Origin of the sequence: Kribbella sp. VKM Ac-2568 (assembly GCF_004345365.1) — a bacterium.
In the GTDB taxonomy this organism is placed as follows: Bacteria; Actinomycetota; Actinomycetes; order Propionibacteriales; family Kribbellaceae; genus Kribbella; species Kribbella orskensis.
In genome coordinates this window covers 79,636-94,294 of sequence record NZ_SLVF01000007.1, presented here as the reverse complement: position 1 = coordinate 94,294, position 14,659 = coordinate 79,636, and the positions used below count along the sequence as shown (strand labels likewise).

Sequence of the window (14,659 nt, the reverse complement as noted above, 5' to 3'; positions counted from 1 at the left end):
CTCAGGTTCAGTTGTGCAGTCGGAACCAGGCCACCAGTGCGGGATCGTCGAGTCCGCCGGTGACGAGCGTCGCTCCGGAGAGGTCGTCGTCGCGGGTGTAGGGGTTGTACGCCGCGACGCAGCGCAGGCCGGCGGCCACGGCCGCCCGGACGCCGTTGGTGGAGTCTTCCACTGCGACGGTCCGGTCAGCCGGGCAGCCGGTCCGGCGGAGCACCTCGAGGTAGACCTCGGGGCTGGGCTTCAGCTCGGGCACTTCGGTGCCTGTGACAACAGTCTGGAACCGGGGCCCGAAGACACGCTCGAGCAGCGGTTCGACCCACGCGCGCGTGCCGGTCGTGGCCACGTGCACAGGGATGGAGGCCGCATCGAGTTCGTCGAGCAGCCGATGAACCCCGGGCTGAGCCTGCACCCGTCCGTCCGCGATGAGGTCGCGCATGATCTCCGTCTTACGGGCGTGCAACCGCTCAGCGAGACTCCGGGCCTCTACGGGCGTCCGGCCGGTGCTCTCGAACCAGGACGCCAGGCGCCGCGCACCCCCGGCGATCGGGAGCAGCCCGCCGTACGTCGTGACGTCCCAGTGGTCGGGCAGCCCCGCTTCCGCGAAGGCGGCGTTGAAGGCGACCCGGTGTCCGTCGCGCTCGCTGTCGACCAGCGTTCCGTCGACGTCGAAGACGACCGCGGCGAGCCGGGTCATGACCGATCGAGGTGCTCGCGGACCCGGGCCAGCACGGAGTCGACCGTGAAGCCGTGGTGAGCGAGGACCTCGTCCCCGGGGCCGCAGGTGCCGAATTCGTCGATACCGATCGCGAGATCCACGAGACCACGCCATCCCGCCGTACTTCCGGCTTCGATGCTGATCGTGGTCGCCTGAGGATCGGGCGAGTACTGCGACCTGTCCAGGACGGACACCGTTCGGACGACGTGGCCTTCCACCGTCAGCCGGTCACCGACTGCCGCGGCAAGCGACGCCTCCGACCCTGTTGCGACGAGCTCGATCGTGGCCGGGTGGTCGCCCGCCTTCCAGGCCGGGAGCTGAGGCAGCGCCTGGCGGGACAGGATCAGTGCGGTCGGCCCGTCGGTCCGCTCGAGCGCGAGTCTCCATGCCTCGGCGGTCTGGTCGTCGTCGGCGGGCCGCAGCACCTGCAGTCCCGGAATCACTCGCAGGGACTCGAGCTGCTCGACCGGCTGATGGGTCGGTCCGTCCTCACCGACCGCGATGGAGTCGTGGGTGAGGACGTGGATGACGGGTTGCCGCATCAGCGCCGCCAGCCGCAGGGCAGGGCGCAGGTAGTCGACGAACACCAGGAACGTGCTGCCGTAGACGCGGAACCCCCCGTGCAGGCTGATGCCGTTCATGATCGCCGCCATCGCGAACTCCCTGATGCCAAAGGCAATGCTGGAGCCTCGGTAGTCGGCGCGCGTCACGATGGCGCCGCCGATCGCGGTACCGGTCGAACCGGAGAGATCTGCCGATCCGCCCACGAGCTCTGGCATCAGGCGGGTCAGCTCGGTCAAGCAGGCCTGCGAGGACTGCCGGGTGGCCCGGGGCGCATCGCCGATGACCTTTGCGAGCCCATCACCCAGGCCGTCCGGCAGTGCCCGGTCATGGACACGGCGGATCTCCGCCACGCGCTCCGGTGCCCCGGCCTCCAACGCGGAGTACGCCGCCCGCCAGTCGGCGTGCTCCTGGGCGCCGGCAGCGGCTAGCGCAGTACAGGTCGCGCGGACCTGCTCCGGTACCGCGAACGGGGGATATTCCCAGCCCGCTTGCTGCATGGCGTGCGCCAGTACGCTTTCCCCGAGTGGCGACCCGTGGGCCTTGGGAGTGCCTTCCACGCCGGGGGCGCCGTGACCGATGACGGTGCGCACCGCGATGAAACTGGGCCGCGGGTCCGCCTTCGCGCGGGAGATGGCGGCGTCGATCGCCTCGACGTCGGTGCCGTCCTCGATGGTCTGCGTGTGCCAGCCGTACGCCGCGAAGCGGGCCGGCTGGTCGTCGCTGCAGGACCGGTCCACGGCGCCGTCGATGGTGATCGAGTTGTCGTCCCACAAGACGATCAGCCGGCCGAGCCCCAGGTGCCCGGCGAACGAGGCGGCCTCGTGGCTGATGCCCTCCATCAGGCAGCCGTCGCCGACGATCGCGTACGTGTGGTGGTCGGTGAGTTCCGGATGGCGCGCATGAGTCATGCGCTCGGCGAGGGCCATGCCGACCGCCATGCCGAGGCCCTGACCGAGCGGTCCGGTCGTGCACTCGACCCCGGGAGTGTGCCCGAATTCGGGATGGCCGGGTGTGCGCGAGCCCAGCTGACGGAACCTGCGCAACTCCTCCTGGGGGAGGTCGTAGCCGAAGATGTGCAGCAGCCCGTACAGGAGGGCCGAGCCGTGGCCGGCGGAGAGCACGAAGCGGTCGCGATCGGCCCAGTCCGGGGCGGAGGGATCGTGCCGCAGGTGGCGGCTCCACAGGGCCCAGGCCATCGGTGCGGCACCCATCGGCATGCCCGGGTGTCCCGAGTTCGCCGCCTGCACCATGTCCGCGGCCAGGAAGCGCAACGTGTCCACGGCCAGCCGGTCGACCTCGACGGACAGGGCGGACTCGCGCTGCAGAACGTCGGTCATCAGGCTGCCTCTCCCTGGTACCGGCCTGCCGCGGCGGCGCGGAGCTGCCTGACAGCGGCCGGCTTTCCGTCCGGATGCGCGTACAGCCACGAGCCGGAGATGAAGACGTCCGCGCCCGAGGCGGCCGCGCCGGGGATGGTCTCGGTGGTGATGCCACCGTCCACCTCGAGCTCGACCGGCAGGCCCGAGTCGTCGATCAGCCGGCGCAGCCGCGCGACCTTCCGTTCCACAGTCGGGATGTAGGCCTGTCCGCCGAACCCCGGGTTGACGGTCATGGCGAGCACCAGATCGGTCTCGCTCAGGACGTTCTCGACCACATCGGCCGGAGTGTGCGGATTCAGCGCGACACCGCTGCGCGCGCCGAGATCGCGGATCCGGCCGAGGGTGCGGTGGAGGTGGGTGCATGCCTCGGCGTGCACGATGATCAGCTCACACCCGGCGGCGACGTACCGCGGCAGCAGCTCGTCCGGGTTGATCACCATCAGATGTGCCTCGAAGGGGACGTCGCTGTGCGGGCGGGCCGCCGCGATCACGTCCGGCCCGAAGGTGAGGTTGGGCACGAAGGCGCCGTCCATCACGTCCCACTGGATCCGGTCCACGCCGGCGTCGCACAGCTCGCGAACCTCCTCGCCGAGGCGGTCGAAGTCCGCGGGCAACACCGAGGGCACGATGAGGGGCCGCCGGAGACGGGGGGACCTGGTCATGGGCAGAGGCCTTCCTGTCGGGGTGCTCCAGCACACCGCGCCGCGCCGATCGCGCACTCACCCGAGTGGGTGGCGCAGTGGGTGAGATTCCCTGTGGGTAAAGGCGCGCAGGGGTGGATGGCCCTACTCTTGCCTGTATGCGGCCACCCTCAGCGACGCCTCTGCGCCTTGTCCTGGTCGACGACCACGAGATGGTGCTGCACGGCCTCGTCGCCATGCTCGGTCACTTCCCCGAGCAGGTGGCGATCGTGGGACAGGCGACCACCGCGTCGGCGGCCCTCACGATCGTGGCGGAGGAGCGACCCGACGTGGTGCTGTGCGACGTGCGGATCGGGAAGGAGAGCGGCCTCGACCTCTGCCGCCAGATCACCGCGCAGTACCCCGGGACCAAGGTCGTGCTGCTGACCGTCTACGACGACGAGCACTACCTCTACCAGGCGCTCCGGGTCGGTGCCTCCGGCTACATCCTCAAACGCATCGACGGCCAGGAGCTGGTCGGCCATCTGCGCAGGGTCCGCGAGGGCGAGACCGTCATCGACCACGCGCTGGCGGGGCGGGTGGCCCTGTCGGCCGCACGGCTCAGTGCCGGGGAGTTCTGGCCGGGCGCGCACCTCGGGCTCACCCAGCGCGAGTCGGAGGTACTGGAGCTGCTGGTCTCCGGTCATTCGAACAAGGGGGTCGCGAGCAAGCTGGTCGTCAGCGAGGACACGGTGAAGACGCACATCCGGGGTCTCTACCGAAAGCTCGGAGTCTCCGACCGCAGCGGCGCGATCGCCGTCGCATTGCGCGAGGGGTTGTTCCGTTGACCACCGACGCGGGGACGGTTCCGGGCGCGGAGGAACTCGCGCCGCTGCTCGACGCCGACGGGGTGCTGCTGTTCGCCAGCGACGGCCAGGACCTCACCGTCGCGGACATCTGGCCGGCGCATCCCGCGGCCGCCGCGCTGAGCCTGCCGGTCGGGTTCGGCGTCACCGGACTCGTCGCCCGCAACGGCAAACCTGTACTGCTCGACGCCGACTCCCCGCGCAACGTCCTGCACCGTCAACTGCTCGGGCTGGAGCCGCAGGGGACCGTCGCCCGCATGTGCCTGCCGCTGCCGGGCCTCGAGGATCGCATCGTCGGTGTCCTGGCCGCGCATCGCAGTCCCCGCAGGCCTTTCGGGTCCGACGACCTCGCCGCGGCGGCGCCGTACACCACTGTGCTCGGTCTCAGGCTGCACGCCGAGCAGCTGTGGCGGGCGGTCAACCGTCATCGCACAGAGCGGGACCGGCTGATCAAGCAGGCGATCTCGGCCCAGGAAGCCGAACGCCGGCGCATCGCCTTCGACCTGCACGACGGTGTCACCACAGCGCTGGCGTCCATGTCGTTCCATCTGTCCGCCGCCGATCTGACCGTTTCCGAGCTCGCGGCACGGGATCTTCTGGCCGGGCCGCCGTCGCACCAGGAGTTCGAGCGGGCGCGGGCGGAGCTGGTGAGCGCCGCGAAGCTGGCCGACCTGGCCTACGACCAGACGAGAGCCGCGATCTCCGGACTGCACAGCCTGGTCCTCGACGATCTCGGTCTCGTGGCGGCGATGGAGTCCCTCGTGCAGACGGCAGCGGGCGGCGACGACGGTCCGTCGATCGACCTGCTGGTGGATCCCGAGGCGGCCCTGGACGACATCGCCGACCACGCGGCCGCGGCGCTGTACCGGATCGCCCAGGAGGCGCTGGCCAACGCCGTCAAGCACGCCGAGGCCGACCGCGTCGTGCTCTCGCTGCGACGGGTCGGCGACTCGATCGTGCTCGGGTGTGCCGACGACGGTCTGGGCTTCGATCCAGCGGAACGCCGCACCGCCCGGGCCGGTGACGCCGACGGTGCGCAACACTTCGGGCTCAGCTCCATCGCCGAGCGCTGCGCGCTGATCGAGGCCTCCCTGCGGATCGAGTCGGTGCCCGGTCGCGGTACGACGCTGCTGGTCGAGCTCCCGCTCTGACCATCGTCACCGGGTTGTACGCGCGGCCCGGCGGCAGTTGGCGAGCAGAGCCTCCTGGGCAGCCTTCACCTTGCCGGGGTCGCCGCCCCAGACACCGAGGGCTTCGCTGACGAGCGCGCGGCCGAAGGAGAAGGTCACCGGCCACGGGCGTTCCGGCACGGCTTTCAGCTCATCGAGGAACGCGCACGCGGCTGCGGTCGGGTGCCCTCCGGACAGAAAGGCGATCCCCGCCACAGCGTCCGGAACCTCGTCGTGGAGGACGTCGAAGGTCGCGGCGGCGACCGTGCGCGCGGTCGCCGCCCGCGCCGCGAGGCCAGGCGTCACGAAGTTCGGCTTGAGCACGATGCCGGACAGCTCGACGCCCGCCTGCGCGAGTTCGTCGAAGACGACGTTCAGGGCCAGGCGCGACGCCTGGGCGGACTCGCCGAGGGAATGGCCGCCGGTGCAGAGCACCTCGGGTTCGACGATCGGGACGATGCCGTGCGCCTGGCACGCGGCCGCATAGCGGGCGAGTGCGTGACCGTTGGCCCGAGCGGTGTACGGCGTGATCGTGGCGACGTCGAAGACCGCCCGCCACTTCGCGAACGCCGCGCCACGTTCGGCGTACGACGCGAGCCGGTCGTCGAGGCCATCGAGTCCCTCGGTGATGAGGGCGCCGTCGCGGCCGGGCAGTTTCTTCGTCCCGGTGTCGACCTTGATGCCGGGAAGGATGTCCAGCTCGCGCGCGGCCACCGGGAAGGGCCGGTCGTCACTGAGCGCCTGCCCGAACGTCTCGTCGCACCAGATGACTCCACTCACCGATTCCGACAGGCCTTCGGCGGTGACGAGGAGCTCGCGGTAGTCCCGACGCGTGGTCACGCTCGGCGGGATGTCCTCGTTCTCGAGGCGGGCCGACATGGTCCTGATGGATTCGTCGGCTGCGAGGATGCCGCGGCCGGCCTGGGTCAACCGGCGGGCGGTGTCGGAGAGTGTCGCGAGGTCAGCTGGCAGCGTTGTGGTCATGGTGAGCAGCATCTGACCGTACTGCGTGCCTTGGCCTCACCCCGTCGGGCGAAGCCGGGTGTGAAATGCCGCCGCCCCCACCAGCTCCGGGTCGCACACGTGCCGCAGGAACAGCCGGGTCGCCGCTGTCGGCTCGGCAGTCGTGCACAGATGCCACGGTCGGTCCACGGGAGTGCCCTGGACGGCGTACTGCGCGAGGTGGCCGGCGTCCAGCTGGTCCCGGACGGCCTCCTCGTGCACCAGCGTGACGCCGAGTCCCTGACGTGCGGAGGCGACCGCGGCTCCCGACGTACCCAGCGTGAGGAGCGGAGGTGAGGCCTGCAGGCGGGTCAGCAGCGACAGCGTGGTGTCCCGGGTGCCCGACCCCTGTCCGGTGAGCAACCACGTCGTCGTCAGTGGATCCGCACGAAGGCCCGGGCGACCAACCAGCACGAGCTGGTTCGCCCGTCGGGCCCTGGTCAGCAGCCCCGAACCACGGGGTGGACGCCCGGCCAGCACCACGTCCACGGCGTGGTCGACAGCGAGGGAGAACAGCTCGTCCCGGGGCAGAACGGAGAGCGACAGCTCGACGTGGGGGTGTTCCTCGGCGAACGAGGCGATGAGCGGTGGCAGCACGTACTCGCTCGCCGTCGCGACCGTGCCGACCCTCAACCGTCCCCGCCCGGCCTCCCGCACGGCGCCGGCCGCCTCGGTGAGCAGACCGAGGAGCTTGCGGACGTACGACGCGAACGTCTCGCCCGAGTCGGTCGGGACGATGCCGCGGCCGGCTTTGCTGAACAGGGTGGTGCCGAGTGCCGACTCCAACGCAGCGATCGCCGCGGATACCGCGGGCGGCGTCACATGCAGCGTTTCCGCGGCCACTCGCACGCTGCCGGCGTCATAGACCGCCAGGAAGGTCTGGAGGCGTCCCCAGGTCGCCGCGGCCGGCAGATCGGTGCTTCCGGCGATCTTCATAGTTCACCGATGCCTTATCTATAGCAAGTAAAGATTCAATTGTAGGTGATGCATCGTGCCATCCAGACTGGATCCACGGCAGGTTGACGAAACCGAGAGGGAAGAGCCGATGACGATCATCGAGGACGGCGCGAAGACCAAGGAACGCTGGGATCCGGGCGTGCAGAGCTATGCCGGGATGGGTTACTGGAACCCTGACTACATTCCGAAGGACACCGACGTGCTCGCGGTCTTCCGGGTGGCGCCGCAGGACGGCGTGGAGCCGATCGAGGCCGCGGCCGCGGTCGCCGGCGAGTCGTCGACCGCGACCTGGACCGTGGTGTGGACCGACCGGCTCACCGCGAACTCCCACTACCAGGCCAAGGCGTACCGCGTCGAGGAGGTGCCGGGGCGGCCGGGTGAGTACTTCGCCTACGTCGCCTACGACATCGACCTGTTCGAGGAGGGGTCGATCGCGAACCTCACCTCGTCGATCATCGGCAACGTCTTCGGGTTCAAGCCGCTGAAGGCGCTGCGGCTGGAGGACCTGCGGATCCCGGTCGCGTATGCCAAGACGTTCCAGGGCCCCGCGCACGGGATCGTGATGGAGCGCGAGCTGCTGAACAAGTACGGCCGCCCGTTGCTGGGCGCAACGATCAAGCCCAAGCTCGGGCTGTCCGCGCGCAACTACGGACGCGTCGTGTACGAGGCCTGCCGGGGCGGCCTGGACTTCACCAAGGACGACGAGAACATCAACTCCCAGCCGTTCATGCGCTGGCGCGACCGCTTCCTCTACTGCATGGAGGGGGTGAACAAGGCAATGGCGGAGACCGGCGAGATCAAGGGCCACTACCTCAACATCACCGCCGGCACGATGGAGGAGATGTACCGTCGCGCCGAGTTCGCCAAGGAACTGGGCAGCGTCGTCGTGATGATCGACCTGACGATCGGCTACACCGCGATCCAGTCGATGGCGCACTGGGCCCGGGAGAACAGCATGCTGCTGCACCTGCACCGGGCCGGCCACTCGACGTACACGCGGCAGAAGTCGCACGGCGTCAGCTTCCGGGTGATCGCCAAGTGGTGCCGCCTGATGGGGGTCGACCACATCCACGCCGGCACGGTCGTCGGCAAGCTCGAGGGCGACCCGGCGACGACCCGGGGGTACTACGACACGCTGCGCGAGAACCACGTGCCGGCGAACCCGCAGAACGGGATCTTCTTCGACCAGGACTGGATCTCGATGCCCGGTGTCATGCCGGTGGCGTCGGGTGGTATCCACGCGGGCCAGATGCACCAGTTGCTCGACCTCTTTCAGGATGACGTGATCCTGCAGTTCGGCGGCGGCACGATCGGCCACCCCTACGGCATCGCGGCCGGGGCGGAGGCGAACCGCGTCGCGCTCGAGGCGATGGTCAAGGCGCGCAACGAGGGACGCGATCTCCTTCGCGAGGGACCCGACGTACTGCGGAACGCGGCGAAGATCTGCGCACCCCTAGAGGCGGCCCTGTCCACCTGGGGCAACGTCACCTTCGACTACACCAGCACGGACGCGCCCGACGTCGTACCGACCGCAATGCCCTCCGCCTGACCCGAGCCACCGACAGGAGCACGCCATGAAACTCCGCCACGGAACCTTCTCCTACCTGCCGGACCTCACCGACGAGGAGATCGCTGCGCAGATCCGCTACGCCCTGCAGCGCGGCTGGCCCGTCTCGGTCGAGCACACCGACGACCCTCACCCGCGCAACATCTACTGGGAGATGTGGGGTCTGCCGATGTTCGACCTCGCCGAGCCGGACGGGGTGCTTGCCCAGATCAACGAGTGCAGGGCCACCTTCCCGAACCACTACGTGCGCGTGCTCGCGTACGACGCGAGCCTCGGCCGGCAGACCACCGCCATGCAGTTCCTGGTCCAGCGCCCGGCCGACGAGCCCGGCTTCCTCCTCACCCGGATCGAGGGCGTGGACCGGACCCAGCAGTACGCCGTCACGTCGTACGCCACGAGCCGCCCGGCCGGGTCTCGGTATGTGAGCGGATGACCGTCATGGACACGCCCAACGGGTTCGGCTATCCGCGTCCATCCGCCACCGGCCCGGCTGGATCGGAGCCCGAGGAGCAGCCGGCGAAATCGGTCACCCTCGCCGACGACGCGGAGCTCGACCTGTCCGCGGACGAGGCCGCCGCCCGCGTCGAGCAGACCCTCGCCTCGCTCGACGCGGAGCTGGTCGGCCTCGCGCCGGTCAAGCGCCGGGTCCGCGAGATCGCCTCGCTGCTGCAGGTGGACCGCGCCCGTCGTCGGTTCGGGCTGACCTCGTCGCGGCCCACCCTGCACATGAGCTTCACCGGTGGGCCGGGTACCGGCAAGACCACGGTCGCCCTGCGGATGGCGGCGATTCTCCATGCGCTGGGCTACATCCGTGCGCCGCGCGTGCACACCGTCACCCGCGACGACCTGGTCGGCCAGTTCATCGGCCACACGGCACCGAAGACCAAGGAGGCGATCGCTCGCGCCGCCGGGGGAGTGCTGTTCATCGACGAGGCCTACTACCTGTTCCGCCCCGAGAACGAGCGGGACTACGGGCAGGAGGTGATCGAGATCCTGCTCACCGAGATGGAGAACGAGCGCGGCGACCTGGTGGTGATCTTCGCGGGGTACCCCGACCGGATGGCGACGTTCTTCTCGGCGAACCCGGGGCTCAGCTCACGGGTTCCTCATCACATCGCGTTCGACGACTACAGCTACCCGGAGCTCCTGCAGATCGCCGGCCTGATGGTCGCGTCGGAGAACTTCCGGTTCGACGAGGCGGCCCACCAGGCCTTCTCCGAGTACTTGAGCCGGCGGATGGAGCAGCCTCGGTTCTCCAACGCGCGGAGCGTGCGCAACGCGATCGAGCGGTCACGTCTGCGGCAGGCTCGCCGGCTGGTCGAACTGCGGCGGCCGCTGCGCAAGGAGGACCTTGTGACGCTGACGGCCGACGACATCTACGGGAGCAGCGTGTTCGAGGACTCGACTGACAAGAGCGGGTGAGGTCACCCGTCCCTCCAGCTCATCCCAGACGGCGTCGAAGCGGGCGCAGATCAGCCTGGTCAGGTGCCCCGCGGGACCCGTGCGCGGGAGGCACGGATGCGGACGGGTCGGTGCTGCCGCGATGGCCAGGGTGAAGTGGTTGCGCAGACGCCGCTCGTCATCGGGGCCGAGGTGCCGCCTGAGCATCGCCACCAGGCGGCGCTCGGCGGCGAGGGTCTGGGTGAGCAGGCTGCGCACACCGTTCCAGACCGAACTCCACGAATGGTGGACGGTCTGGGCGCCGCCGTACTGCTTCGCCTTCGCGCGGATCAGCATCCGCTCGAGCCGGCGGGACAGCCGGACGAAGTCGCGAACCTCGGCCCGTCCTCCGTGGAGGTGTTTCTTCACCGCGGGGAGCAGGACCCGCGCCGTCGCGGCCCCGTGACGACTGGCCGCGGCGAGGAACCTGTCGGTGTTGTCGCGCACCTCGCCGGGGATCGCCGCGCTGTTCTGGCGGCAGGCCGCCCGCTGCAGCAGCCCCACCAGGGCCGCGTGTCGTTCCTCGACTTCACTCAACAGGATCTGCATCGGAGCACCTCCGGGGTCGGGACGTGCTCTGAGTGTCCAGAGTGTTTTCACAATCGCACAAGGTTGAACTTGCCCTCACCCACCGCCTCACCCCTCCGGTCGATCCCAGAACAGAGGAGGTGTCGTGGAATGACCGCGAAGACGGGTCACCTCGGACCTTCGGAGGCGACAGCGGGCCTGACAGGCCGACACGAGGAGGGTGGCGTGCGCGGGTTCGGCGATCTGGAGGCCGCTGTGATGGACCGGCTCTGGTCTCGCGACGATCCCGCCACGGTGCGGGAGGTTCTCGACGACCTGCGCCGGGTCCGCGAGCTCGCCTACACGACGGTCATGACGGTGATGGACAACCTGCACCGGAAGGGCTGGCTGAGCCGGCAGCTCGACGGCCGCGCGTATCGCTACCGGCCGGAGTCGACCAGGCCGGAGTACTGCGCCCGCTTGATGCGGCAGGCCCTCGACGGCAGTGGGGACAACGCCAGAACTCTGCTGCGGTTCGTCGAGCAGATGTCGCCGGCCGATGCCGAGGCGCTCCTGCGTGCGCTTCAGGAGCACCCCGGCGACCGGATGTGACTAGGCGGCGGACCCGCGCTCGACGGGGACGCCGACCAGCGAGCCGTACTCGACCCAGGAACCGTCGTAGTTCTTGACGCCCGGTCGGTCGAGCAACTCGCTGAGCACGAACCAGGTGTGAGCGCTGCGCTCGCCGATGCGGCAGTAGACGATGGTCTCGCTCGCGTCCGGATCGACCGCCGCCTCGCCATACAGGCTGCATAGCTGCTCGTCCGACTTGAACGTGCCGTCGTCGTTGGCGGCCGTGGACCAGGGGACGTTCCTGGCCGTGGGCACGTGACCGGCCACCTGAGGCTGCTCCTGGGGAAAGTGTGCCGGGGCGAGGATCTTGCCGGAGAACTCATCGGGCGATCGGACGTCGACGATGGGCTTGGTGCCGATGGAGGCGATCACCTCGTCGCGGTAGGCGCGGACCGAAGCGTCAGGCTCCTGGGCGCGGTACTGCGTGGCGGGTCGACTCACCGCTTCGGCGGACAGCTCACGACCGTCGAGCTCCCACTTCTTGCGTCCTCCGTCGAGCAGGCGGACGTCGCGGTGGCCGTAGACCTTGAAGTACCAGTAGGCGTAGGCGGCGAACCAGTTGTTGTTGCCGCCGTAGAGGATGACGGTGTCATCGTTCGCGATGCCCTTGCGGGACAGCAGGGCCTCGAAGCCGGCCTTGTCGATGAAGTCGCGGCGGAGCGGATCCTGCAGGTCCTCCCTCCAGTCGATCTTCACGGCACCGCGGAGGTGGTTCTCGTCGTAGGCACTGGCGTCTTCGTCGACCTCGACCAGGACGACGCCTGAGTCGTCGAGGTGTTCCAGAATCCAGTCGGCGTCGACAAGTACGTTCGAGCGGCTCATAGCTTCTCCCGGGCAAATGGGGGTGGCGTCGGGAGCTATGCCTTGTCCCCGGACTCCACCAGATGATTAGTACACTAATGATTAGTATGCCAGTTGTTGTACCGTGGGCTTCTGACGTCTCACGGAGGTGCCCCTTGGTCGACTTCGGCGAGAATGCCGACCCGCTGGACCTGGAGAACCAGGTGTGCTTCGCCCTGGCGGTCGCCTCGCGCGGCGTGATCGCGGTCTACCGCCCGCTGCTGGAGCCGATGGGGCTGACGCATCCGCAGTACCTGGTGATGCTGGCGCTGTGGCAGCACGCACCGCTTTCGGTCAAGGACCTCAGCCGGTTGCTGCAGCTCGAGCCCGCCACGTTGTCGCCACTGCTCAAACGCCTCGAGGCCAGTGGGTTCGTCCATCGCCCGCGCGCCAGTGAGGACGAGCGCGCTCTCGCGGTCACCCTCACCCCCGCGGGATGGCGGTTGCGCAACGAAGCCGAGAAGATCCCGGCGGCGATCGTGGGACGCCTGGGAATGGAAGTGAGCGAACTCCAGCACCTGCATCAGGTGCTCACCCGGGTGATCGCCGCCGCCAACGAGGCCAACACCTCCCACCGGGCCACGCGCGGACAGGCATCTGCTCCGTAGGGCCCCTCTCAGGCGAGATCCGCGTCGCTGGCGCGCGCCACCCACTGTGAGAAGGATTCTCCCGCCGTGCGCTGATCGGCGTAGCGGCGTACGACCTGCTCGATGTAGTCGGCGGCGTCGGCCGAGCGGACCTTGTTGCCGCGGACCTTTCGGCCGAAGGCGCCGTCGAATCCGAGGGCACCGCCGAGGTGTACCTGGAAGCCGTCTTCCTGGCTGCCGTCGGCGGCCGGGAGGGCCATGCCCTTCAGGCCGATGTCGGCGACCTGGATCCGCACGCAGGAGTTCGGGCAGCCGTTGAGGTGGATGCTGATCGGCGACTCGAGCGTGTCCTGGACGTCCGCGAGCCGTTCCTCCAGTTCGTCGATGAGCCGGGCGGCGCGTGCCTTCGTCTCGACGATCCCGAACTTGCAGAACTCGTCTCCGGTGCACGCCATGGTGGCGCGTCGCCACGGCGACGGGCGCGCGGGCAGGCCGATCGCGCCGAGCTCGGCGATGAGCTCCTCGACGTGCGCATCGGGGACGTCGAGCACGACGAGTTTCTGCAGGGGAGTGATCCGGACCCGTCGCGAACCTGCTCGTTCGGCCGCCGCGGCCGCCGCGACCAGCCGGGTCCCGCCGACCCGGCCGGCGACCGGGGCGACACCGACGGCGTTGAGCCCGTTCTTCTGCCGCTGCACCCCGACGTGATCGCGGGGGCGTGACAACTGCGGCGGAGGTGGTCCGTCGATCAGCCTGCGCTGCAGGTACTGCTCCTCGAGGACTGCCCGGAACTTCTCCACACCCCAGTCGGCCACCAGGAACTTCAGCCGCGCCTTGTTCCGCAACCGGCGGTAGCCGTGGTCGCGGAACAGTGCGACCACCGCTTCCCACACCTCGCCGACTTCGGCCAGCGGCACCCACGCACCGAGCCGCTGGGCGATCTTCGGATTGGTCGACAGTCCGCCGCCGACCCACACGTCCAGGCCCCGCCCGTGCTCGGGATGGTCCACGCCGACGAACGCGACGTCGTTGATCTCGTGGGCCACGTCCTGCAACCCGGAGATGGCTGTCTTGAACTTGCGGGGCAGGTTGGAGTACTCGGGGTTGCTGAGCAGCCGTCCGGTGATGTCGGCGACGGCTGGGGTGATGTCGAGGACCTCGTCCTCGGCGATCCCGGCCAGCGGCGAGCCGAGCACGACCCGTGGTGTGTCGCCCGCGGACTCGACGGTGGTCAGACCGACCTCCTCGATCCGCCGCCAGATCTCCGGAACGTTCTCGACGTACACCCAGTGCAGCTGGACGTTCTGCCGGTCGGTCAGGTCGGCGGTGTCCCGGGCGAACTCGCGGGAGACCTCGCCCAGCACGCGGAGTTGCCCGGTGGTCAGCGCGCCACCGTCGATCCGCACCCGCATCATGAAGCAGTCGTCCTCGAGATCCTCCGGCGCGATCGACCCGATGCTGCTGCCGGGGATCCCAGGCTTCCGCTGGGTGTACATGCCCCACCAGCGGAACCGGCTGCGCCGATCGGTGAGGTCGACACCGGCGATGCCGATCCTGCTGTACACCTCCTCGATGCGGCGCCGGACGTTCAGCCCGTCGTCCTCCTGCTTGATCCGCTCGTTGTCGTTGAGCGGCAGGCGGTCACCAGCCGCCCACTGGCCCTCCGAGCGCACCTTCCGCTGAGCCGATCCAACGCTCTCCGTCACGGTTCCCCCTATAGTTAGGGCACAAATCATTCGTGTACGATCAAACCACGAGCCGGGCGGCATCGCCGAGCCCGGACGAATGATGAGACCGGCCGAGGCGGTGGCAC

At 69.3% G+C, this 14,659-nt stretch carries 14 protein-coding genes; 7 read left to right on the top strand and 7 right to left on the bottom strand.

Features of this window, described 5'->3' with window-relative positions; genetic code table 11:
* Positions 1 to 7: 7 nt before the first annotated feature.
* The 3 genes from EV648_RS21235 to rpe are packed head-to-tail and all read right to left on the bottom strand — an operon-like array spanning position 8 to position 3,320.
* Positions 8 to 694: an HAD-IA family hydrolase gene (locus EV648_RS21235; RefSeq protein WP_132294425.1), complete on the bottom strand. Its 687-nt coding sequence runs from the start codon at positions 692 to 694 to the stop codon at positions 8 to 10.
* Positions 691 to 2,616: a transketolase gene (gene tkt, locus EV648_RS21230; RefSeq protein ID WP_132294422.1), complete on the bottom strand. Its 1,926-nt coding sequence runs from the start codon at positions 2,614 to 2,616 to the stop codon at positions 691 to 693. The genes EV648_RS21235 and tkt overlap by 4 nt, the downstream gene beginning before the upstream one ends.
* On the bottom strand, positions 2,616 to 3,320 hold the full coding sequence (gene rpe / locus EV648_RS21225) for a ribulose-phosphate 3-epimerase (protein WP_132294419.1): 705 nt from the start codon (positions 3,318 to 3,320) through the stop codon (positions 2,616 to 2,618). The genes tkt and rpe overlap by 1 nt, the downstream gene beginning before the upstream one ends.
* 137 nt (positions 3,321 to 3,457) lie before the next feature.
* Between rpe and EV648_RS21220 the strand changes: the two genes are divergently transcribed.
* On the top strand, positions 3,458 to 4,126 hold the full coding sequence (locus EV648_RS21220) for a response regulator transcription factor (RefSeq protein WP_132294416.1): 669 nt from the start codon (positions 3,458 to 3,460) through the stop codon (positions 4,124 to 4,126).
* Positions 4,123 to 5,295 carry a GAF domain-containing sensor histidine kinase gene (locus tag EV648_RS21215; RefSeq protein WP_132294413.1) on the top strand — a complete coding sequence of 391 codons (1,173 nt, stop codon included), beginning with the start codon at positions 4,123 to 4,125 and terminating at the stop codon, positions 5,293 to 5,295. The genes EV648_RS21220 and EV648_RS21215 overlap by 4 nt, the downstream gene beginning before the upstream one ends.
* Positions 5,296 to 5,301: 6 nt before the next feature.
* On the opposite strand, the gene EV648_RS21210 is transcribed toward EV648_RS21215, so the two are convergent.
* Both EV648_RS21210 and EV648_RS21205 read right to left on the bottom strand, forming a co-directional pair.
* Complete coding sequence (locus EV648_RS21210) at positions 5,302 to 6,297, bottom strand: class I fructose-bisphosphate aldolase (RefSeq protein WP_132294410.1); 996 nt, start codon at positions 6,295 to 6,297, stop codon at positions 5,302 to 5,304.
* A gap of 36 nt (positions 6,298 to 6,333) precedes the next feature.
* Complete coding sequence (locus EV648_RS21205; RefSeq protein ID WP_132294407.1) at positions 6,334 to 7,251, bottom strand: LysR family transcriptional regulator; 918 nt, start codon at positions 7,249 to 7,251, stop codon at positions 6,334 to 6,336.
* Positions 7,252 to 7,360: 109 nt separating this feature from the next.
* Here EV648_RS21205 and EV648_RS21200 point away from each other — a divergent pair, with 109 nt between their 5' ends.
* The 4 genes from EV648_RS21200 to EV648_RS21185 all read left to right on the top strand — a co-directional run bounded on the left by EV648_RS21200 (position 7,361) and on the right by EV648_RS21185 (position 11,398).
* Complete coding sequence (locus EV648_RS21200) at positions 7,361 to 8,821, top strand: form I ribulose bisphosphate carboxylase large subunit (protein WP_132294404.1); 1,461 nt, start codon at positions 7,361 to 7,363, stop codon at positions 8,819 to 8,821.
* 25 nt (positions 8,822 to 8,846) lie between these two features.
* Positions 8,847 to 9,272: a ribulose bisphosphate carboxylase small subunit gene (locus tag EV648_RS21195; protein ID WP_132294401.1), complete on the top strand. Its 426-nt coding sequence runs from the start codon at positions 8,847 to 8,849 to the stop codon at positions 9,270 to 9,272.
* The gene (locus EV648_RS21190; protein ID WP_199234740.1) at positions 9,269 to 10,261 is read left to right on the top strand and encodes an AAA family ATPase; all 993 of its coding nucleotides are present in this window, start codon (positions 9,269 to 9,271) and stop codon (positions 10,259 to 10,261) included. Before EV648_RS21195 ends, EV648_RS21190 begins: the two co-directional genes overlap by 4 nt.
* 696 nt (positions 10,262 to 10,957) lie before the next feature.
* Positions 10,958 to 11,398, top strand: coding sequence for a BlaI/MecI/CopY family transcriptional regulator (locus EV648_RS21185; RefSeq protein WP_132294398.1), 441 nt, complete (start codon positions 10,958 to 10,960; stop codon positions 11,396 to 11,398).
* Here the strand turns inward: EV648_RS21185 and EV648_RS21180 are convergent, their stop codons facing one another.
* Positions 11,399 to 12,241 carry a sulfurtransferase gene (locus tag EV648_RS21180; protein WP_132294395.1) on the bottom strand — a complete coding sequence of 281 codons (843 nt, stop codon included), beginning with the start codon at positions 12,239 to 12,241 and terminating at the stop codon, positions 11,399 to 11,401.
* 134 nt (positions 12,242 to 12,375) lie between these two features.
* Here EV648_RS21180 and EV648_RS21175 point away from each other — a divergent pair, with 134 nt between their 5' ends.
* On the top strand, positions 12,376 to 12,867 hold the full coding sequence (locus EV648_RS21175) for a MarR family winged helix-turn-helix transcriptional regulator (protein WP_241995437.1): 492 nt from the start codon (positions 12,376 to 12,378) through the stop codon (positions 12,865 to 12,867).
* Positions 12,868 to 12,875: 8 nt separating this feature from the next.
* Here the strand turns inward: EV648_RS21175 and EV648_RS21170 are convergent, their stop codons facing one another.
* Positions 12,876 to 14,552 (bottom strand): nitrite/sulfite reductase, encoded by a 1,677-nt coding sequence (locus tag EV648_RS21170; RefSeq protein ID WP_241995436.1) that lies wholly within the window; start codon positions 14,550 to 14,552, stop codon positions 12,876 to 12,878.
* Between the last annotated feature and the right edge of the window lie 107 nt (positions 14,553 to 14,659).

Bases quoted from the DNA above. Each gene is read 5' to 3' on its own strand.
- EV648_RS21235 (WP_132294425.1), bottom strand. From the start codon at position 694: ATGACCCGGCTCGCCGCGGTCGTCTTCGACGTCGACGGAACGCTGGTC.
- tkt (WP_132294422.1), bottom strand. From the start codon at position 2,616: ATGACCGACGTTCTGCAGCGCGAGTCCGCCCTGTCCGTCGAGGTCGAC.
- rpe (WP_132294419.1), bottom strand. From the start codon at position 3,320: ATGACCAGGTCCCCCCGTCTCCGGCGGCCCCTCATCGTGCCCTCGGTG.
- EV648_RS21220 (WP_132294416.1), top strand. From the start codon at position 3,458: ATGCGGCCACCCTCAGCGACGCCTCTGCGCCTTGTCCTGGTCGACGAC.
- EV648_RS21210 (WP_132294410.1), bottom strand. From the start codon at position 6,297: ATGACCACAACGCTGCCAGCTGACCTCGCGACACTCTCCGACACCGCC.
- EV648_RS21205 (WP_132294407.1), bottom strand. From the start codon at position 7,251: ATGAAGATCGCCGGAAGCACCGATCTGCCGGCCGCGGCGACCTGGGGA.
- EV648_RS21200 (WP_132294404.1), top strand. From the start codon at position 7,361: ATGACGATCATCGAGGACGGCGCGAAGACCAAGGAACGCTGGGATCCG.
- EV648_RS21195 (WP_132294401.1), top strand. From the start codon at position 8,847: ATGAAACTCCGCCACGGAACCTTCTCCTACCTGCCGGACCTCACCGAC.
- EV648_RS21190 (WP_199234740.1), top strand. From the start codon at position 9,269: ATGACCGTCATGGACACGCCCAACGGGTTCGGCTATCCGCGTCCATCC.
- EV648_RS21185 (WP_132294398.1), top strand. From the start codon at position 10,958: ATGACCGCGAAGACGGGTCACCTCGGACCTTCGGAGGCGACAGCGGGC.
- EV648_RS21180 (WP_132294395.1), bottom strand. From the start codon at position 12,241: ATGAGCCGCTCGAACGTACTTGTCGACGCCGACTGGATTCTGGAACAC.